The organism is Paenibacillus sp. FSL L8-0708, assembly GCF_038009325.1.
GTDB classification, from domain to species: domain Bacteria; phylum Bacillota; class Bacilli; order Paenibacillales; family Paenibacillaceae; genus Paenibacillus_AQ; species Paenibacillus_AQ odorifer.
Window position 1 is genome coordinate 4676336 of record NZ_JBBPBC010000001.1, and the last position, 20677, is coordinate 4697012.

At 42.2% G+C, this 20677-nt stretch carries 15 protein-coding genes and 1 other annotated feature; of the genes, 5 read left to right on the forward strand and 10 right to left on the reverse strand.

Going from position 1 to position 20677, the window contains the following annotated elements:
- Positions 1-13: 13 nt before the first annotated feature.
- Together NYE58_RS22375 and NYE58_RS22380 are read right to left on the reverse strand one after the other, a co-directional pair.
- On the reverse strand, positions 14-1624 hold the full coding sequence (locus tag NYE58_RS22375) for an S-layer homology domain-containing protein (RefSeq protein WP_081387640.1): 1611 nt from the start codon (positions 1622-1624) through the stop codon (positions 14-16).
- Positions 1625-1718: 94 nt separating this feature from the next.
- A complete protein-coding gene (locus tag NYE58_RS22380; protein ID WP_076277805.1) occupies positions 1719-3152 on the reverse strand; it encodes an MDR family MFS transporter in 1434 nt (477 codons plus the stop codon).
- Positions 3153-3383: 231 nt separating this feature from the next.
- Between NYE58_RS22380 and NYE58_RS22385 the strand changes: the two genes are divergently transcribed.
- Positions 3384-4079, forward strand: coding sequence for a TetR/AcrR family transcriptional regulator (locus tag NYE58_RS22385; RefSeq protein WP_076217839.1), 696 nt, complete (start codon positions 3384-3386; stop codon positions 4077-4079).
- 85 nt (positions 4080-4164) lie between these two features.
- On the opposite strand, the gene NYE58_RS22390 is transcribed toward NYE58_RS22385, so the two are convergent.
- From NYE58_RS22390 to NYE58_RS22405, 4 genes are all read right to left on the reverse strand, one after another.
- Positions 4165-5766, reverse strand: coding sequence for a hypothetical protein (locus NYE58_RS22390; RefSeq protein WP_341003074.1), 1602 nt, complete (start codon positions 5764-5766; stop codon positions 4165-4167).
- Complete coding sequence (locus tag NYE58_RS22395) at positions 5759-6472, reverse strand: ABC transporter ATP-binding protein (protein ID WP_036688363.1); 714 nt, start codon at positions 6470-6472, stop codon at positions 5759-5761. Before NYE58_RS22395 ends, NYE58_RS22390 begins: the two co-directional genes overlap by 8 nt.
- 924 nt (positions 6473-7396) lie before the next feature.
- A complete protein-coding gene (locus NYE58_RS22400; RefSeq protein WP_076218623.1) occupies positions 7397-9136 on the reverse strand; it encodes an ABC transporter ATP-binding protein in 1740 nt (579 codons plus the stop codon).
- Positions 9133-10869, reverse strand: coding sequence for an ABC transporter ATP-binding protein (locus NYE58_RS22405; protein WP_076179894.1), 1737 nt, complete (start codon positions 10867-10869; stop codon positions 9133-9135). The genes NYE58_RS22400 and NYE58_RS22405 overlap by 4 nt, the downstream gene beginning before the upstream one ends.
- 150 nt (positions 10870-11019) lie before the next feature.
- Here NYE58_RS22405 and NYE58_RS22410 point away from each other — a divergent pair, with 150 nt between their 5' ends.
- On the forward strand, positions 11020-11889 hold the full coding sequence (locus tag NYE58_RS22410) for a LysR family transcriptional regulator (protein WP_076182582.1): 870 nt from the start codon (positions 11020-11022) through the stop codon (positions 11887-11889).
- A 9-nt stretch (positions 11890-11898) separates the two neighbouring features.
- Here the strand turns inward: NYE58_RS22410 and metG are convergent, their stop codons facing one another.
- Complete coding sequence (gene metG, locus NYE58_RS22415; protein ID WP_076190930.1) at positions 11899-13545, reverse strand: methionine--tRNA ligase; 1647 nt, start codon at positions 13543-13545, stop codon at positions 11899-11901.
- Between the two features lie 44 nt (positions 13546-13589).
- Positions 13590-13851: a binding site (T-box leader), on the reverse strand.
- A gap of 125 nt (positions 13852-13976) precedes the next feature.
- Between metG and NYE58_RS22420 the strand changes: the two genes are divergently transcribed.
- A complete protein-coding gene (locus tag NYE58_RS22420) occupies positions 13977-14441 on the forward strand; it encodes a DUF4362 domain-containing protein (RefSeq protein ID WP_076276228.1) in 465 nt (154 codons plus the stop codon).
- Between the two features lie 61 nt (positions 14442-14502).
- Here the strand turns inward: NYE58_RS22420 and htpG are convergent, their stop codons facing one another.
- A complete protein-coding gene (htpG, locus tag NYE58_RS22425) occupies positions 14503-16383 on the reverse strand; it encodes a molecular chaperone HtpG (protein WP_076276227.1) in 1881 nt (626 codons plus the stop codon).
- A 280-nt stretch (positions 16384-16663) separates the two neighbouring features.
- Between htpG and NYE58_RS22430 the strand changes: the two genes are divergently transcribed.
- Positions 16664-17086, forward strand: a complete 423-nt coding sequence (locus NYE58_RS22430; protein ID WP_341003075.1) for a VOC family protein — start codon at positions 16664-16666, stop codon at positions 17084-17086.
- On the opposite strand, the gene NYE58_RS22435 is transcribed toward NYE58_RS22430, so the two are convergent.
- Entirely contained in the window at positions 17057-17932 is an 876-nt protein-coding gene (locus NYE58_RS22435) for a LysR family transcriptional regulator (protein WP_076127886.1), read from the reverse strand. The two genes, NYE58_RS22430 and NYE58_RS22435, sit on opposite strands and share 30 nt — an antisense overlap.
- Positions 17933-18053: 121 nt before the next feature.
- Between NYE58_RS22435 and dapA the strand changes: the two genes are divergently transcribed.
- Positions 18054-18950 carry a 4-hydroxy-tetrahydrodipicolinate synthase gene (gene dapA, locus NYE58_RS22440; RefSeq protein ID WP_076218618.1) on the forward strand — a complete coding sequence of 299 codons (897 nt, stop codon included), beginning with the start codon at positions 18054-18056 and terminating at the stop codon, positions 18948-18950.
- 148 nt (positions 18951-19098) lie between these two features.
- Here the strand turns inward: dapA and NYE58_RS22445 are convergent, their stop codons facing one another.
- Positions 19099-20487: a DEAD/DEAH box helicase gene (locus NYE58_RS22445; protein ID WP_081383205.1), complete on the reverse strand. Its 1389-nt coding sequence runs from the start codon at positions 20485-20487 to the stop codon at positions 19099-19101.
- Positions 20488-20677 lie beyond the last annotated feature (190 nt).

Genomic DNA, 20677 nt, shown 5'->3' on the forward strand with positions numbered 1-20677 from the left:
GTCTTTCATATTTTTAAAAAGTATAATCGTAAAATTTCTCTGCATTCCTTAAGCTGGACCATACATCAGAACTTTCTCCGCCTATATACCAATAAGCTACTCCAGCTAGTTTTTTAGTAACCGCTAAGTTGTATTTAGTTATTAATGAACGCCCATCCTCAATCCAGATCGTATGTTTTATAGCTTGTTTCGAGTAGCCCGCGACATATTGTCCCAGCGAAGGATTCCACACGGGTCTCGATGCATAGCTGCTGATAATCTGATTTTGCTCCGGAAGCGTAATATATTGAGAGGATAAAACCGTCCCCTTCTGGTTCAATGTCCAATCCCGATTATATAAGGGCAATGCCAATATAACTTTTTGACTAGGTACAACTTTTAGGATTGTATTCACAGCCCTTTGATCATAAGAAAGCGAGGCATTGGACCCCGGAACTTGACTCCCGTCATAATGCTCATCATAACCCATCATCACCATATAATTCACTTGCTTGCCTAGGGCAGCATAGTCAAAAGCTTCTGTCCAATCCGTTCCAAGATCAGGAGATACATCCATCGACAGGATAACATCTAGCGAACGCATTTTCTCGGCTAATAAAGTAATAAACGAAGTCAAATACACACGATCTTCGGCCGCTACATTTTCAAAATCTATATTTAGTCCATCTAATCCATATTTACTCACTAAAGCAGCTAACTGATTGACTGCCGTATTCCTTGCGGTTGTACTCAACAGTATCTGATGCGTCGCTTCTTGATCCGATCGATTGCCAACCATCGCCCAGACTTGCTTTTTATTCTTTTTTGCCCAAGTTACCAGTGAGGCGTCTGTCGAATCCGTTACTGCCCCTGTTTTCCCAACATAATACCAACGTGGTGATAATGTGTTGACGTTCGATTGCAGAACATGATTCTCAAATTGTGCCGTCGTGAGACCATACTGCCAGCCTATAACAATACGTTTGTCCGGATTACTTTCCAGCTCTGCCGCCCAGCTTGTATGTTGCAGCACCCGATCCATCAGCACTGCCGTCTCTTGCCTGGTTATCGGGTCCGCGGGCCGAAAATTTCCGCTATTATCGCCCTTCATTACTCCGCGATCATTAACCTTAGCTACAGCAGCACTTGCCCAGCTAGCAATTTGTTGCCGATCCTTAAAATTAGTTTGTGCGGCAGTTGCAGTGTTTGTTTGCTTTAGAGCTTTGGCTATCCACACAGCCGCTTCCTGCCGAGTGACTGCTTTTGCGGGTGCAAAAGTAGTTGCCGAAGTGCCGTTCGCCAGTTCAAGCTGAACCGCAGCCTGAATCCAGCCGTAATACCAAGCGCTTTTGGCTACGTCGGTATAAGGAGATACCGGACTCAACGCTGGATCAAGCTTCAACAGTCGATCAAGAACTGTTATAAATTCAGCTCTAGTAATCGATTGAGTAGGTGAAAATTTAGTATTCGAGGTGCCAGTTAATATATTCCGGTTATATAAATCTATGATTTCTTTTTTTGCATAACTAGTGTTTATATCGTCAAAAGGAACCCCGTTATCGGCCGATATATGCTGAATAAATACTCCGGCGGCTAGCACGACAGCGAGGGTTATTATAGTAAATCTAGCAAATATATTTTTCACGGGTTAAGAGATTCCCCCTTGGTTATCAATCTTTGAATTATACCAAGGATACAATCAATAAACATCGCTAAAATATTGGTAGAGTACGATAGGATCAGCTCTTCGGATTACGCAAAAAGAGACTAAGAACCACACCACACAGCGCCAAGCCCAATGAAACTAGGAACGTGTCGTGGAATCCTGCAACCATAGCCGCTGAGGGTAGTTTCTGATTCCCTTGACTCATATGTGTAGCTATATTGGAAGTCAATAAGCCCGACATTATAGCGACAGCAAAGGAACCCACAATTTGTTGCGCAGAGGCAGTAAGTGGGGTAACACGGCTGATCAGATCCTTCGGAGCGGCTTTAAGCACATGTGTACCGAGCTGCATAGTAGTTAATCCTTGGCCAAGTCCCATAATGGCAAAATAACTGATCATAACGTATACACTTGTATCATTTTGTAAACGTGACAAGAGAAAGAGTCCGGTGGACAGCAGCACAAGTCCAGAGAACACAACGGGCCGAGCTCCAAACTTATCAAATAACTTTCCTCCAATAATCATGCCAGCAAAGGATATTAATGCTTGGGGAATAACTAAAAGCCCCGATTCAAAGGAAGAAAAACCTCTGACCTGCTGCAAAAAAATTGGAATTAACAGAATCGAACCAAATAAGGCGAACTGATTAATCCAGGTCAAAATCATACCTTTACTAAATTCTAGAGATCGAAAAGAGCGAAGTTCCAATAACGGTTCTTTTTGGCGCAATTCCACGAAAATAAACAAGACTAAAGCAATGAAGCTGAACGCAAGAGATATAATCGTTATACGATCCCCCCAGCCATCTACTCCCCCTCTATGCACCCCAAATACCAAGCTGGAGAAGGCGAGCGGTGATAAAATCACACCCCAAATATCCAATTTAGCTTTATTCCCCTTCTCTATTACCGGAAGAAATTTCACTCCAACAATCATTGCAATAATGCCAATGGGAACATTAATCAGAAAAATCCAATGCCAGCTGGCATATTCCAACAGCCATCCTGACAGTACAGGGCCAAGAACAGGCGCAATTAACATCGGTAGTCCAAGCAATCCCATGATTGAACCTCTTTTATCGGGAGGTGCGATTTTGAATGACATAGCCATACCAATTGGAGCAATCATCCCTCCGCCTAATCCCTGCAAAATACGAAAGATTATCAGCTCTGTTGTGGATTGTGCCATAGAGCATAATAAAGAACCTATGGTAAACAATACGATCGAAGCTAAAAAAACACGTTTGGCAGTAAACTTATCCGAGAACCAACCGGCCAATGGGATAATTACGGATAAAGCCAGCGTATAACCCGTAATGGCCCACTGTATTGTTTTTAGGCTGGCATTAAAGGTTTTTTCAAGCTGCGGGATCGCTACATTCATAATTGTACTGTCGAGCATAACCAGCAGCATTCCTGTTATAAGTGCCAGTATTACGGGAAGTATTGCTTTTATAGAAAATTCTTTGGTGACTGGTTGGGATTGTTCCACTTGAAGATTACTCATGGGTCTATACACATCCTTTTTAATTTTTACTAATAAAATTGCTAACTGCTGCCTCCTTTTTTTAAAAAATCGCACCTTTAAACTAACAGTGTAAGATTAATATAGCACCCGTTTATTTGCTTGTAAATAAAAATATCTAACACTGTAAGATAAAGCGGTAATCTAACGATGGTAGACCAGCCATTCATCTTCGCTTATGATAGAGAAAGACAGTAACAGGAGGTCGTTTCGATGAGAATCAAAAATCTGCAAATCACTGAACAAGATATAATAAAAGCTTCTTGGGAGCTGTTGGATGATATCGGCATAGAGGCATTTAGTATGCGTAAATTAGCAGAACTACTAAAAATACAAGCCGCCTCTCTGTATTGGCATTTTAAGAGTAAACAGAGCATTTTCCAGACGCTTGCTAATGAGGTCGCCAAAGAAGCCCTCGAAACTGCGAATCTCGAAGGTACTTGGCAAGAACAGTTATTTAATTTTGTGGACCGAATTCGTGGGGTTTTACATAAGTATCCTTGCTCGGCTCAGCTGATGATGAGAACCTTGCCTTCTGAACCAAATTATCTATCTTTACTGAATACTTTGCTTCAGATCGTGGATCATCTTCCTTTAAACGATAGTGATAAATTCTCCTTGATAGCATGCGTGTTAAACTATGTAATCTCATTCGAATTGGACAAATATGAGCAGGATCGAATTGACTTAGCCATGAAAAATGAACCTAATGGAGATGCTAGAGTGGTTTTTAAACAATCGCTTGAGCACTTATCCGGGGATGGACCTAATGTTATAAAACGAATGTACGAAAACAATATTTTTAATGAAATTGGCTCCGATAAGATGTTCTATACAGGTCTAAAAATAATGGTGGGCGGAATTGAACAGTTAGCTAATGAACGACAAGAACAACAAGAGCGACGGTAGAACTTAGGGATTTTTCACGAAAATAAATCTTGCACAAAAAAAGGGCATCCCAGCAGCCAATTTCGGCTTTTGGAATGCCCTTTTTTTAAAGAGCCCGAAATAAAAATTCTCCTGTGGACTGGATGTATCTATACATCACTCCACACGCTACTAATATCACCACACCAATACCTAACATAACGAGATTACCATTTAGATCAGATAAAAGAAAACTAAAACCAAATGGAATCAGCAAGCTGATAAATCCTATAATCATCGCTACAAGGACCGAAGCACTTTGTTTAATTACAGAGACTTCATTGGTCCACTCCAGTTTAGGAAGCTTCAAGTTTACGATCACACCTACCATTGCGGTAAAACAAGCGTATAGGACGGGGATTATTAGCAATAACAAGCTCTCCATCCAGCCAGTGCCCAGAGAAATCATAAGAAGCACACTACTAACAATCACAATCGGCACAGTAATGGTGAGATTCACTGTGATTTTACTTAATAATATAGTTTTTGTCGGAACGGGAGCGCTTTTTAAAATCCAAATATGGTTACCTTCAAGCGAAATCGAACTCGATGTCGTACAGCTTAATGCTACAAAGAGGGAAACAAATAGTGGCGCCAATCTGCTTAGATAATTAGAGAGTTCTGGTATCTCAATAATCTTTCCTAATTGCTCTGAGCTAACAAACAGTAAGGTGATCGCCATGACAAGTAGCATTACCATACCAATACTTGTATTTAGCACATATATAGAAGAACTGAAATAGCGGCGCAGCTCTTTTTTATACAATGTGTAAAGCGGTGAAGAGACTGCAAGTGACCTCATTTGATACTTATTCTTTGAGTAAGAGGTCGTAAGACCTGTGTGTATTGCTTTATATTTGCTGCCAAGAATAAGGGTAAACAGCATAAAAGAAAGTAATGAAATTCCTATAAATAATAGTAAAGGAGCTACCTGATACGAGCAGACAGCATCTACATACATGACCGTCAAAGGATATAAGTTAAAGATTTGATCGGCAATTTGTGTGCTCATATCCGCAAGTAACTGCGGGTCATTCCCATTCATTTGGCTTGAACCCAAAATAATAACAATGATTACGGCAAAAGTCAGAATAAGACTTATTAAACGACTTCCTTTAAAACGTGAGGAAATCCAACTAATCAATGTCCCTATAATCGTTGCAGCAATGATCGGCACTAATGGGATAAATAGCAGCGTTATCATGAAAAATAAATAATACACTACTGCCGGATTTACCTTTATAGCATAAACTACACCTGCTGGCACCATCACCATCAATGAGAACAGTATATTCAGCACGTAGAGCTGAACTACACGGCTTGCTACGATATGGCTCGTTTTGATAGGCAGCGACATTACGAGATCGTAATCTTTGGAGCCAAATAATACCCCACTCGCCTTATAGATCGTTGTAAAAAATCCAATCAAGCAAGTAACAGCCATCATAATCGCAAGCAGCAGCTCTGGCCGGCCTATCTGTTCAAGGGTCTCTGCTATCATGAAGCTATATCCAAACGAAACCACTGCCATCATGACAATCCCTATTAAGATACCGATGCTCAGCAAAAGCATTTTTCGTCTTTCTTTCAAATCTCGTGTATGCAAAGCTTTATTTAACCCAAAGGATGAGATTAGCTGAATTTTCGTCAATCTCCAGATATTAATCATGTTTTATCAACTCCAAAAACACATCTTCAAGGCTGCTGTCACCCTTCACCTCTTCTGTTTTCCCATGAGTGATCAATTCACCCGCTTTGATAATGGCGATCTTATTACAGAGCTTCTCGGCCACGTCCAGTACATGCGTCGAAAAAAAGATCGCACTGCCCTGGCTGCAAATCTCCGCCATGATTCTCTTGAGCGTGTGTGCCGCTTTTGGATCAAGTCCCACAAAGGGTTCATCCAGAACCAGCAGCTTCGGTTTATGAATAAGCGCAGAGATAATCGCGAGTTTCTGTTTCATACCATGAGAATACGCGGAGATCAAATCCCCCAGATTAGAGGTAATCTCAAATTCATCGCTATATTTCTTTATCAATAACTCCCGATCCGCTTTCGATACGCTAAAAAGATCACCAATAAAATTCAAGTACTGAATGCCCGTCAGATGATCGTATAAATCCGGATTATCTGGAATATACGCAGTAATCGCTTTGCAGGCTAAGGGATCTTTTTTAATGGAGTACCCACCAATCTCGATATCCCCCTCCTCAAAATCTAAAACTCCGACCACTGCTCGGATAGTCGTTGTTTTCCCTGCACCGTTATGACCGATAAAGCCGTAGATGTCACCTTTTTCGACCACCAAATTCAGATCATTTACTGCCTTCTTGCCACCCTTATAGCTTTTGGTAAAATGTTTGATTGTCAACATCTTGCCACTCCCCCTCCAATCTCATAACACTCTCAATATGCCATATTTACTGTAGCTTCGTCGTCTTCAATATACGTTTCTTATAATACGTTTAGCCCGTCCAGATAGTTCATTCGTTAGCAAATATTTTATTTTGAGATTTTTACCTCTAACGGGTGGGATAAAATTACGATTAAGTGCAACTCGGTCCGTAAGGGCAAACAAACTACTTTGGGGACGTTGAGATAACTACTTGGGTGACAATGAGATAGCTAACTTTGGAACGCTAAGCGAACTACTTGGGTGACGATGAGATAGCTAACTTTGGAACGCTAAGCAAACTACTTTGGAGACGGTTGGCTGACAGCTTTGGAACGCTAAGGCAGACTGACGATGAGCTAACTAAATTGGAACGCTAAGAAGACTGACGATGGGATAGCTACTTTGGAACGCTAAACAAACGACTTTCTAAGCAATCTACTCCGGATCAGAAGCAATCTACCTTTGGTGGTGGCAGCCATTGCTACGTATCGGACCGAGGCGCCCTTATTTCGCAAATTCACGCTCTTTTCCACCCCGTTCGGACTCAAATGAAGCTATTGTGCCACATCCGCTCCTTTTTGCTGCAAAATCAGCCAAATAAGCGCTATGCAGTCCGTTACTTTGAAAAAAGGCACCAAAACACCATTTAGCTGCAATACGGTCCGTAAGGGGAAACAAACTATTTTGGAACGGTAAGCAAATTACTTTGGTGACGATGAGATAGCTACTTTGGAACGCTAAGCAAACTACTTTGGGACGGTGAGCTAACTACATTGGAACACTGAGCAAACGACTTTGGTGACGGCGGGCTACACCCAAACCAAACCAAACAAAACTAACTCAACCAAAAAAAGCATTCACCCCCAATTTAGGGATTGAATGCTCTTTTTCTTAATGCAAAGTCTAAGCTGATGCGAACTGACTGTTATATAATCTGGCGTAATATCCACCGCTGGCTAGGAGTTGGTCATGCGTGCCACTTTCGACAATGTCTCCGTCCTTCATGAAAAGAATGAGATCCGATTCTCGAATCGTTGACAAACGGTGAGCAATTACAAAGCTGGTCCGACCAGCGATCATTTTTAGAAAAGCCTTCTGAATCCGTACCTCAGTCAGCGTATCAATACTGCTGGTGGCTTCATCCAAAATGAGCATAGGCGGATCTACGAGCATCACTCGTGCTATGGTAAGCAGCTGCTTTTGTCCTTGCGACAAATTATCTCCTGAGCCACTGATCTTTGTATCATATCCCTCAGGCAGGCGTTTAATGAAGCTATGAGCATTTGCAGCCTTAGCAGCAGCGATGACCTCTTCTTCGGTAGCCTCAGGTTTGCCGTAGGCAATATTTTCTCTAATTGTGCCGCCAAACAGCCAGGTGTCCTGCAACACCATCCCGAAATTACGCCGCAGACTGTCACGGGTAATCGTCTTGATATCCACACCGTCAATCTTGATGGAACCCTTATCCACATCATAAAAACGCATAAGCAGATTAACCAGTGTGGTCTTCCCCGCTCCCGTCTGCCCTACAATTGCAACCCGGGTACCTGGTTTCACTTCCAGACTGAAATCATTAATCAGAGGACGTTCAGGATTATAAGCAAAGGATACTTTTTCAAAGGTAATCGTCCCTTGGCTTGTATTCATAATTTTGGCGTCTGTTGCATCCGCTGGTTCAGGCGAGAGGTCTAGAATGGCGAAGATCCGCTGCGCTGATGCCGTTGCCGATTGAAGCTGCGTAATCACACCTGTAATTTCATTAAACGGCTTAGCGAACAAGTTGGAGAAGATCAAAAAGCTGGACAAATCCCCTACCGTCACAAGCCCGCGAATCACCATAACACTACCGATCATCGCGATAACAGAGAAGGTAATATTATTTACTAACCGTGTTGTCGGATTGGACAAGGAACCGTAAAATTGTGATTTCACGCCAGTCTGGTACAAAGTCTCGTTTCGTTCTTCAAACTGGGTCAGTGCACGGTCTTCATAATGATAAGCTGTGACCACTTTTTGTCCGCCAATCATTTCCTCCACGTATCCGTTGAGACCGCCCAGAATTTTAGCCTGCTCCTTAAACATCTTCTGGGAGCGCATCGTAATGAATCTTGCCACAAAAAATGTAACGGGTGCTGACAGAAGAACAACTAGGGTCATTAAAGGACTAATGTACAACATAAGTACAATTGCCCCCACGATAGTGATGATCCCCGTGAGCAGTGTTGAGAAGCCTTGCAGCAGTCCATCAGAGACCGCATCCATGTCATTAACAAACCGGCTGATGCTGTCCCCTTGCGGGTGGTTATCGTGAAATTTTAACGGCAAAACATTTAATTTATCAAAAAGCTCCCGCCGTAAGTCATATACAGTCCGATAGGCAATTCGATTAGTCAGGTAGGTAAGAAGCCATCCGAAAAAGCTGCCGACAATATACACCCCTGCCAGAATCAAAAGCAGTCTAAGTACGGCGTCAAAATCAACCTCTCCCGGCCCGATCATAAAATCGATGGCGCTGCCGATGAGCAGCGGGCCAATTAGACTGGCAATCACACTGAGTATTGCGCAGATTACTGCACCTATAGCTATTTTTTTATAATGCCCTGTGTATACAATAAGTCTTTTCCAAATGTTATTTTTGTTCATTGGCCCGACTCCTCACTTGATAGCTGGGACAGGCAGATTTCTTTATACTCTTCACAACCACGCATCAGCTCCTCATGGGTTCCGACACCGGCGATCCGCCCTTCCTCAAATACCATTATTTTATCCGCTTGCCTTACAGTGCTTACCCTCTGCGAGACAAGGAGTACGGTCATTTCCTGGCTGCTCTCTTTGAGAGCCTTTCGAAGTGCCGCATCTGTGGAGAAATCCAGCGCACTGGAGGAGTCATCCAAAATAAGAATCGATGGCTTTCCTACTACTGCACGAGCTATGGTTAAGCGCTGCTTTTGTCCACCGGATAAATTTAATCCCCCACGAGATACTTGCGTATTCAACCCTTCGGGTAATTTACGTATAAACTCCTCCGCTTGAGCAATAGAGGCTGCCTGCATGATTTCTTCCTCAGTTGCATCTTCCTTGCCCCAACGTATATTCTCAGCGATCGTTCCTGTAAACAGCACAGCTTTCTGCGGTACAATCCCAATCTTCTCACGAAGCTGATGCAGCTTATAATCTCGGACATTCACACCATCCACTTTCACTTCACCTTGAACCGCATCATAAAAACGAGGGATCAAATTCACAAAAGTTGACTTACCTGAACCCGTACTGCCAATCAGGCCCACGGTCTCTCCGCGATTAATTACTAGAGATATATCCTCTAATGCCGATTCACCTGTCGTATTATACCCAAAGGATACGTGATCGAATTGTATAGCAGGGGCAGCAGGGGCAGGTTCAGCAATCACTGCATTTCCTTCCTCAGACACGGAGACCTTAACACCCAGCACTTCATTTACACGATTAGCTGAGGATGAGGCTTTTGTAAAAATAATAACCAAGTTGGAGACCACTATCAGCGCCAGCAAGATTTGAGTGATGTAATTGATGAAAGCAATGATCTCCCCTTGAGACAATCGGCCCCCATCGATATGAATTCCGCCTACCCACAAAATAGCAATGATTGCCGCATTTACTACAAGTGTAGTCATCGGCCCAAGCAAAGCTGAAATCCGCGAAACCCGGATCGCTGTAGTAGTCAAATCATCGGACGAAGCATCAAAACGTTCTTTTTCTGTACGTCTTTTGGCAAAAGCACGAATCACTCGAATCCCCGATAAATTCTCACTCAGTACGAGCGCAAGGGCATCCAGCTTCTGCTGGTATTTTCGGTACAAAGGAGCACTGCGGGTGATAATAAAATATAAAATAATGCCAAAAACCGGTGTTGCCGCAATTAGAATCAGCGATAATCTAAAATCCAAAATCATGGACATTAGGATAGCCCCGATACAGATAAACGGTGCACGAATAACTAGACGAATTAGCATAGCCACAGCAATTTGCAGCTGGTTTACGTCATTGGTAATCCGATTAATCAGTGTAGGTGTACCTAAGGTATCCAGCTCAGCATACGACAAAGAGGTGATATGTCTAAACATCTTATTGCGTAGTGTCGTACCGAATCCCTGTGAAGCCCGGGCTGCATAGTATTGGCATACCATGGAGCAGCCGAAGCCAAGCAGTGACATCAGCACCATTAGGCCACCCATGCGGTAAACATAGGCGCTGTCATGATTGCCAACCCCGTTGTTGATGATCAATGCGACAATGGTAGGCAAAATCAGCTCCAGAATCGCTTCCATCAGTTTGAAGATCGGTCCAATGATCGCTTCTTTTTTGTACGGCTTTAAATATACTGCAATTTTGAACAAATTCATCCACACCCAACATAAGAAGTATTTAACCACTTGAAATATGTATAAGAACAGTTATGATTATGGCATATCTACTCACATATTAATAATATTGGATTCGTATCGCTCCCATACGATTAGCATATCTCAAGTTCGGAGGATTTTTATATGGATATTAGACAACTTAAATATTTTATGGCGATAGCTGAGGAAGGACAGATTACATCTGCAGCCAAAAAACTGCAAATGGCCCAGCCTCCGCTGAGCCAGCAGCTAAAGCTCCTAGAGGAAGAACTCGGTGTAAAGCTAGTGGAACGAGGTCCACGCAGCGTGCAGCTCACTGAAGCTGGAGCCATATTGCGGGACCGTGCCCAACAAATCCTGGAGCTGGCAGATTCCACTGCCCGTGAGCTCACTGATTTTGTCAAAGGTTTAAAAGGAACCCTAGCCATTGGTACTGTTTCTTCCTCTGGAGCTACGTTGCTTCAAGATCGGCTATGTGAGTTCCACAAAACGTATAGAGGTGTGAAGTTTGAGATTCATGAAGGAAATACCTTTAGAATCATTGACCTCCTGAATAAAGGTATTGTCGAAGTCGGGATTGTTAGGACACCCTTTAATGGTACAAATTTAGAATGTCTTTACACACAAGCTGAACCTATGATTGCCGTAATGACACCTGAGTATGACTGGAAAACGGATGAAAACTTTATTGAGATCGGTGAGTTAAAGGATAAGCCGCTTATTATCTACCGCCGTTTTGAGCAGCTTATCCGGGAAACATGTCTTGAGAACGGCTTTGATCCGCTGATTTTCTGTATGAATGATGATGCTAGAACAACACTGCTCTGGGCAAACGCTGGTCTTGGCATTGGAATCATCCCCAAATCCGCTTTCGAATTAACGAGTAACCGTAATTTGATCTATAAAGAAATCAGTAGTGAATCACTACGCACGCGGGTCGCCGCCGTCTGGATTAAGGATAAATACTTATCATCCTTGGCTTCCAAGTTTATTGAAAGCTTCAGGAATGGATAAATACCAGCTCTATTTATTCACTTGCTGTTGATCTAGCCTATCCTCTTCTTCTTTAATACGGCTAATATCAATTCGTTCAAACAATAATTGTAAATCAGTAACCTGTTGGTAAGGGGGCACCGAGCAAGGCTGCCAATTCGGTAGTTCTAACGACAGGAACCCCCTGATCTTGTCACAAGAGAACGGTAGAAACGGATGCAACAAATTCGCTAAGTTCGCAATAATCTGCACACATGTGTATATTGCAGAATCACAAGAAACCTGATCCTCTTTTATCTGTATCCATGGTTTTTGCAGATCGAAATACTGGTTTGCCTTGCGCACATAAGAAAAAATAAACTCCAGCGCATCTTTTAGATTCCCAGCCTCAATAAGCCGTCCTGATTCCAGATACAATAGGTCGATATTGTCCTTCCACCCCTTATCTAATTGCCCATTTGGCACTTTCCCTTCATAAAACTTATCTACAAAAGCCAATGAACGGTTCACAAAGTTACCAAATGCTCCAAGCAGCTCTCCATTATGGCTATAAATAAACTCTCTCCAGGAAAAATCCGTGTCCCGCTTCTCAGGTCCATTGGCAATTAAGAAATAACGAATAGAATCTGGCTGATACCGCTCTAAAATATCAGGTACCCAGACCGCCCAATTTCGGCTAGTGGAGAATTTCTGCCCTTCAAGGGTTAAATATTCGCTAGATATAATCCTGTCCGGTAAATGCAAACCTCCTGCTCCTAATAACACAGCCGGCCATATTAAAGTGTGAAAAGGAATATTGTCTTTACCATGCACATAATAAGCGGTAATCGCCCCTTTTTCCTCTAACCAAAAATCCTCCCAGCTTCCTCCGGACTGTGCAGCCCACTGCTTACTGGCTGATAAATAACCACTTACCGCCTCAATCCAAACATAAATTTTTTTATCTTCAAATCCAGCCACAGGAACATCTACACCCCAAGACAAGTCTCTTGTTACCGCGCGGTCCTGCAGCTCTTCTTGTAAATAACGTTTGGTCAGTTTTATAGCATTTTCTCTCCAAAATTGTGCTTCCTCTACATATTCCGTTAATTCAGACTGAAAATTAGATAAGCTAAGATAATAATGTTCTGTCGGCCTTTCTGTTGGTGTATTCCCACATAATTTGCAGACTCTGTCTAACAAATCGGCAGGATCTAGAATCGTAGAACAATAATCACATTGATCCCCTCGCGCCCGCTCACCACATACCGGACAAGTCCCTTCCACATATCTGTCTGGCAAAAAGCGCTGATCCACCTCGCAGTAACATTGAGCAATGGTTTTTTTATATAAATGACCGTTCTCTAGCAGCTTTGTAAACAACGCTTGCACAACCTTATGATGCTGCTGTTGATCCGTTCGAGTATATAGATCATAACTAAATCCCAGCTGTTCAAAACACTTCAGAAACTCTTCATGATATCTGCTTGCAAAAGCTCCCGGCGTAATCCCTTCATTCGCAGCCTGAACTGCTACGGGTGTGCCATGGCAATCACTGCCTGATACATATAATACGTTATCCCCTTTGGAGCGAAAATATCGTGCCAGCACATCCCCAGGCAACACACTTGATAATCTCCCCAGATGTAAAGATCCATTCGCATACGGCCAAGCGCCACCTATAAACACATTACTCATTAACCTTCTCCTCCTTTTTTTAGACAACAAAAAAACTCCCATCCACAAAGGACGAGAGTTCTACTCACGTGTTACCACCTAATTTTATAAATGCCTCATGACATTTACCTCTTCAGGTACGACGTTAATTAACGTTTATACCCTAGCACTGTAACGGATGCAGGTTCCGGCGCAGCCTACAACCCATAAGGTTTCGATGCGCAGCTCTGAGACCATATTCCCAAGGGTTTTCTTTACTCCTTTTCAGCGACCGGAGCTCTCTGTTGAAAGAATTGCCGTGGTACTCTTTCTCTTCTTTGCTTTTACATATTCAAGTTAGAGAAAATAATACTCAATTTGTTGTTTATTGTCAATGCGAAACATCAAGCTCTCTGTAACTTTTCCAGTTAATCTCCGTCTTTTATATAAATACGTTACAAGGAGGTCCCTCAGTGAAAAAAGTAAATTTGCTTACACTATCTGTTCTTTTACTAGCAGGAGTATGGGGTTGTTCCGATCATAAAGTTAATTCTGTTCCCAAAAGTGAACCCTATACTTCCAAAGAAGCCATCAGTAGAGGGGATATTGTTTCTTTTGAAAAAGTGTACAACCTCGATAAATTCGAGAAATTTATAACTAATCTCTCCAGCAACAAAGCAGACAATATACGCGTTACAAGTTACACAGATGAAGGCGATCCCATATTTAAGGATTTAAAATTTGACGGTAACGTGATTAATTACAGCTATGATACTTCTAATGATGCATTCGGTGGAAGCAACACAGGAGTCAGAACCGATACCTGCTCCGAAGTGACGAGTAAAAAAAGCACACAAGGTGAAATTATCTATTCGATCAGCGGTTGCACAAATAATGACTCTGAAATTGATTACTACCTTTTTCGCACAACAAAATGAAATACTGAAATAAAAAAGACCACCCAATCATAATACAATTGGATGGTCTCTGTACTTCATATTATTTCATGATTTTGCAAATATCATTGGTGAATTGAACAGGATCACTAACCTGTAGACCTTCGATCAACAGGGCTTGGTTGTACAGCAGGTTCGTGTATAAACCGAGCTTTTCATTGTCGTTCTCTGCTGCCGCCTTCAAGGACTGGAACACTTCGTGATGGATGTTGATTTCGAGTACCTTATCCGCTTGCACCTCTTGGCCATTCGGCATCGATTTCAGGATTTTTTCCATCTCGATTGTCAGTTCACCTTCAGCAGAGAGACATACCGGATGAGTCTTTAAACGTTTGGAAGCTTTGACATTTTTCACTTTGCCGGACAGGATGTCCTTCATCGCTTCAAAAAGCTCCTTGTTTTCGTTCTCTTCCGCTTCCGTTGGCTTGTCCGCTTCGTCGGCTTCGATCCCCAGATCTCCGCTGGATACGGATTTAAATTCTTTTTCCTTATAAGACTGAATCATCTTGATCGCAAATTCATCAATATCATCAGTGAAGTAGAGAATTTCATACCCTTTATCCGATACAAGCTCGGTTTGCGGGAGCTTCTCGATTCTGTCGATCGACTCTCCGGAAGCATAGTAGATATATTTCTGATCTTCTGGCATTCTTGAGACGTATTCGTCCAGCGTAACCAGCTTCTTCTCCTTAGAGGAGTAGAACATCAACAAATCTTGAAGGGTGTCTTTGTGCATCCCATAATCGTTATAGACACCAAACTTAAGCTGTCTGCCAAAAGCATTATAGAACTGCTCATATTTCTCTCTTTCATCCTTCAGCAGGCTTTGCAGTTGGCTTTTCACTTTATTCTTAATGTTCTTAGCGATCAGAGTCAGCTGACGGTCATGCTGGAGCATCTCTCTGGAAATGTTCAAGGAAAGATCCTCTGAGTCCACCATACCTTTTACAAAGCTGAAGTAATCAGGCAGCAGATCCGCACATTTGTTCATGATCAGCACACCATTGGAATAGAGCTCAAGACCTTTTTCATATTCCTTTGTGTAATAGTCAAACGGCGTATTTTCTGGAATGAACAGGATTGCATTGTACACTACAGCACCATCAGCACTGATATGAATATGTTTAAGCGGCTTATCGAAGCCGTAACGTTTCTCTGCATAGAAGTTATCATAGTCTTCTGTAGTCAGCTCGCTTTTGTTCTTGCGCCAGATAGGCACCATGCTGTTTACGGTTTGTTCTTGAATAACTTCTTCGAACTCGTTCTCCGTGCCTTCTTTTGGCTTTTGCTCCTTCACGTCCATTTTAATTGGGAAACGAATGAAGTCGGAGTATTTTTTAATGATGGATTTCAGGCGGTATTCTTCCAAATATTCATCATATTGATCTTCTTCCGTATTCTCTTTAATCTTCAAAATCACATCAGTGCCGATAGAATCCTTCTCGACAGTCTCGATGGTATAGCCGTCAGCGCCCTTAGACTCCCATTTAAAGGCCTCGTCACTGCCTAATGCCTTGCTGATCACTATAACGTCATCAGCCACCATAAACGCAGCGTAGAAGCCCACCCCGAACTGCCCGATGATGTTGTGGCCATCTTTAGCTTCGTTCTCTTTCTTAAAAGCAAGAGATCCACTCTTCGCGATTGTACCTAAGTTATTCTCCAGCTCCTCTTGTGTCATCCCGATACCTGTATCGGAAATCGTCAAGGTTCTGTTCGCCTTATCGGCGGTCACTTTAATATAATAATCCTCTTTATTGAAGACCAGGCCTTCATCAGCTAATGCTTTGTAATAGATCTTATCAATCGCATCACTTGCATTGGAAATCAGCTCACGCAGGAATATTTCCCGTTGTGTATAAATGGAGTTAATCATCATTTCCAGCAATCTTTTCGATTCGGCTTTAAACTCTTTTTTGGCCATGAATAAATAAATCTCCTTTCAAAATAACCTTCTTGTCCAGCACATCGTGATTAGCACTCTTCTTAGATGAGTGCTAATTCTTCTTTTTATATAACATAAACTGATTTTCAATGTCAATATTTACAGCGACTTTCATTAAATAAAGCTGTATTTTGCATACAAATTTAGGATTTGATCGATAAATAACATTCAACTTGCACATAGGATGATTCTATGTTTTAAATAGATTAGATACATAAATTACAAATAAAGGTCTAGCATCTTCTCTGGAGGGATTCAAATGAATGAACAAGCACAGTCCATTGTAAATTCTTCAGCAACAAGTCCCATTAAGAATTTGATTGGCAGTGTATTTATCCCCGTACACGATATTGAAAAAGCCCGTAACTGGTATTGCCAAGTCCTAGAACTCCAAGAAGCAGATCATTCGATTATAAACGGTCATTTATGTCCGTTAACTATGCAAGGAAGCACTGGGATCATTCTGGACACCATGCCCATGTGGGGAGGTTTAGATCCTGAAGGGGCTCCTCCAATTACAACACCTGCTCTTATGCTTATAACCGATGATCTGCAAGCCTCTTTCAACTATATAAAGGAGCTCGGTGTAGATATAGTAACCGAAATTCAAGATCAAAAATGGTTTGTAGTAAAAGACCCTGATGGAAATAAACTAATGATTTGCAAACAGCATTTGGATTAGAAATTGCAGTGGTTGTGATTTCCACTTCTTAGGGTGCATCAGAAGCTGCAGATCAAAATGAATTTCGGGATGAACAAAGGACAGCTCAGCCAAGCTTCCCCGTTCAATTTCTTCCTCTGCCACGATTTTGGGTAACAAAGCAATTCCAAGACCATTCATTACACAACGTTTAATGGCCTCCAGATTCGAAAGCTCAAAACCTATGCGGAATATGATCCCGTGCTCTTTTAACAAATTCTCGAACAAACTCCGGTAAATACAGCTTTCCTCCGAGACTATTAGCTCACAGTTATTCAGATCCTGTAGGGTTACCGTATCCATCTGGGCAAGCGGATGATGAATGGGAGCTATCAAAACAAGCGGCTCATCTCTGACGATCGTACGCTCAAGGATGGAATCCGCAGTGGTGCGATCCAACATTAAGCCTAGATCTACTTCGCCATCTTTTATTTTGGCAAGAAGATTAGCTTCCTGCATCGTTTGCAGATGAATATCCAGCTTCGGAAATTTAGTCCTTAGCTGCTGTAGGTAAGGAGGTAAATAAAAAGCCGCTAAAGAATCTATCGTCCCAATAGTTAGCGTACCTCCGATTTGCTGGGCGATGGTTTCTTTTGAACGATCATATAAATCCAAAATCTCCACGAACAGCTTCAATAACTCTTCTCCTGGCGGGGTAAGCCGCAGCTGACGGCCATGCCTCTCTATTAAAGGTACTCCATATTCCTTCTCTATCTTCTGAATCTGCATCGTCACACTTGATTGTGCATATCCCAATTCTTCAGCAGCTCGCGTAAAGCTCTGACGTTTAGCCACCTCGCGGAAGGTTCGTAAATAGGTTAAATCCATTACCTCACCCTAACATCAATATTTTTGATGATCCATATCATTTATTATAGCTAACGACGATGCTACTTTCCATGGTAAAGTGTATGTAGAGGAATTAAAATATTTTGGAGGCCGATAATTTATGCTTACAGAACAACAGATTTATGGAGTTTATGTCCCCGTGGTCACCCCGTTCAATGCTGCTGGTGAAGTTGATTTGGATTCGTATCAGCGTTATGTAAAGAACATTATTAACAACAGCATACAAGGTCTGGTCGTTAATGGAACCACCGGAGAATCGCCCACTGTAACCGTAAATGAAATGCAGCTTCTAGTAAACACTTCCCGTGAGCTTCTACAATCCACATCAATCCCCTTAATAGTTGGTACAGGTACCAATGATACAGCCTCTACGGTTGCACGCACGGAAATTGCTGCAAACCTTGGTGCTGATTGTGCACTAGTAGTCGTACCTTATTATAGTCGTCCTTCACAAGAGGGTATCATTGCCCATTTCCGCAAAGCTGCAGAAGTAGGCATACCAATCATGGCTTATGATATTCCAAGTCGTACAGGTACGGCCATGACGGTAGATACTGCACGTACAATCTTAGAAATGAATAATGTTGTCGGTTTAAAAGACTGCTCAGGCAGTACAAAAATGGTTACAGAGTTAGTCCGTACAGGTGCTAAACCTGTGCTTGGCGGCGATGATTCCCTCTTTTATGAAATGCTTAGCTGCGGAGCAGCTGGGGGGATGCTCGCTACTGCCAACGTTTTCCCGGCAGAATGTCTTCGTATCTTTGAAGCCTTTACATCTGGTCAAGTGGACTTCGCTAAAGAAAGCTTTGAACAACTACTGCCGATCATCCGCCTATTATTCAAGGAATCGAATCCCGCTCCAATTAAATGGATGCTTAGCCAAAACGGCCTACTGTCCTCGGATACGCTTCGCCTCCCTATGACTTCCATCAGCGCAGGACTTCAGCAAGAACTGAGCCCCTATGTTCAGGACAATACAATTGAAGCAACCGCATAAATGAAATAACAACAGCCGTTGTACAGTGAGGAACTGTTTAGCGGCTGTTTTTTGTTGTAAATTATCAGGAAATAAAACATAAAAACCATCAGATTTACTCTGACGGTTTTTTTATTTTGCTATAGAAACGATACGCATTCAAACTAACTTATCTGCTGCTCGTTTTTTGTCTTCCTTTTGTGAACCACTCGGACTTTGGCTTCAATGGAGGGTTAGACTTAGGTTTTGCTTTAGCTGGTTTAGATGCCGCTGATTTTGTTGCTGCCGGTTTTGTTGCCGCAGGTTTAGCAGTTGCTGGTTTGGAATTCGACGGTCTGGAAGACGATGGTCTCGAAGCTGCTGCTTTCGAACCTGACGGTTTCGCCGAACGATCTGTCTTCATTTGCGTTTTACGAGACATCGGATAAGGATGGTCCTTAACTTCCGGAATCGATTTTCCAATCAATTTTTCAATATCTTTAAGGAAAGGAAGCTCTTCAGCTTCGCAAAAAGAAATTGCCGTTCCGCTCAATCCCGCTCTGCCTGTACGACCGATCCGGTGCACATAGGTTTCCGGAATGTTCGGTAAGTTGAAGTTGATTACGTGAGACAGCTCATCAATATCAATTCCCCGGGCAGCTATATCCGTAGCTACGAGAACACGAGTCGCACCGCTTTTAAAATTCCGCAAGGCGTTCTGGCGATCATTTTGAGATTTATTGCCGTGTATGGCTTGAGCAGCAATGTTCACTTTAGCCAGATCGCGGGTAACACGGTCTGCACCACGTTTGGTACGAGTAAACACCAAAGCTGAGACGATGGATTTATCCTGTAACAGCAGGTTCAATTGGTTTTGCTTATTTCCGTTCTCTAATAAATAGATCGATTGATTGATTCTATCCGCAGTAGATGACACAGGTGTGATTTCCACCTTCACTGGATTCACAAGCAATGTTTTGATCAATTTAGAAATCTCAGTTGGCATCGTTGCCGAGAAAAACAGAGTCTGCTTCTTCGTAGGCATTTTGGCGATGATTCGTTTCACATCATGAATAAAGCCCATATCCAGCATCCGGTCAGCTTCATCCAGAACTAAAATTTGTACATATTGCAGATCTACACGTTTCTGATTGATCAGGTCGATAAGTCTACCAGGGGTAGCAATAAGAATATCGGCACCTTGATTCAGTGCGCGCTCTTGCACTTTCTGTGACACACCGCCAACAATGGCAGCAGAGCGGATATCTGTATATTGGCTATACGCTTTTATGTTATCAGCAATTTGAATCGCTAGTTCTCTTGTCGGTGTTAAAATCAACGAGCGGATGCGTCGCACATTATTGGATTTGTTTGGGCTCGATTGTTCGCTTAGCAATTGAATAATAGGCACGGAAAATGCAGCTGTTTTTCCTGTTCCCGTTTGCGCGCATCCAAGTAAATCTCTACCCGCTAATACAGCTGGAATCGACTGCTCCTGTATTGGTGTAGGTGATGTATAGTTTTCTTTGCTTAAAGCCTTCAAAATTGCAGGCACAATATTCAGTTCATTAAATGTCATTGGGTCTCCTTAATTTCTAATACATATATTCTTAACAATAAATCCTTTTGTCGCGTCATAAACCATAATCATAACACAATAAGTTACATAATAATAGATTTTCTTTATCATCACACCAATTTTCATTAAAAATCCATTTCAGGATACTATCCGTTCTGCTCTTACAGAAATTTTTTACTAACCGTAAAAT

Excerpts from the sequence above, each read along its gene's own strand:
- NYE58_RS22380 (WP_076277805.1), bottom strand. The coding sequence starts at position 3,152 with ATGAGTAATCTTCAAGTGGAACAATCCCAACCAGTCACCAAAGAATTT.
- NYE58_RS22385 (WP_076217839.1), top strand. The coding sequence starts at position 3,384 with ATGAGAATCAAAAATCTGCAAATCACTGAACAAGATATAATAAAAGCT.
- NYE58_RS22390 (WP_341003074.1), bottom strand. The coding sequence starts at position 5,766 with ATGATTAATATCTGGAGATTGACGAAAATTCAGCTAATCTCATCCTTT.
- NYE58_RS22395 (WP_036688363.1), bottom strand. The coding sequence starts at position 6,472 with ATGTTGACAATCAAACATTTTACCAAAAGCTATAAGGGTGGCAAGAAG.
- NYE58_RS22400 (WP_076218623.1), bottom strand. The coding sequence starts at position 9,136 with ATGAACAAAAATAACATTTGGAAAAGACTTATTGTATACACAGGGCAT.
- NYE58_RS22410 (WP_076182582.1), top strand. The coding sequence starts at position 11,020 with ATGGATATTAGACAACTTAAATATTTTATGGCGATAGCTGAGGAAGGA.
- metG (WP_076190930.1), bottom strand. The coding sequence starts at position 13,545 with ATGAGTAATGTGTTTATAGGTGGCGCTTGGCCGTATGCGAATGGATCT.
- htpG (WP_076276227.1), bottom strand. The coding sequence starts at position 16,383 with ATGGCCAAAAAAGAGTTTAAAGCCGAATCGAAAAGATTGCTGGAAATG.
- NYE58_RS22430 (WP_341003075.1), top strand. The coding sequence starts at position 16,664 with ATGAATGAACAAGCACAGTCCATTGTAAATTCTTCAGCAACAAGTCCC.
- NYE58_RS22435 (WP_076127886.1), bottom strand. The coding sequence starts at position 17,932 with ATGGATTTAACCTATTTACGAACCTTCCGCGAGGTGGCTAAACGTCAG.
- dapA (WP_076218618.1), top strand. The coding sequence starts at position 18,054 with ATGCTTACAGAACAACAGATTTATGGAGTTTATGTCCCCGTGGTCACC.
- NYE58_RS22445 (WP_081383205.1), bottom strand. The coding sequence starts at position 20,487 with ATGACATTTAATGAACTGAATATTGTGCCTGCAATTTTGAAGGCTTTA.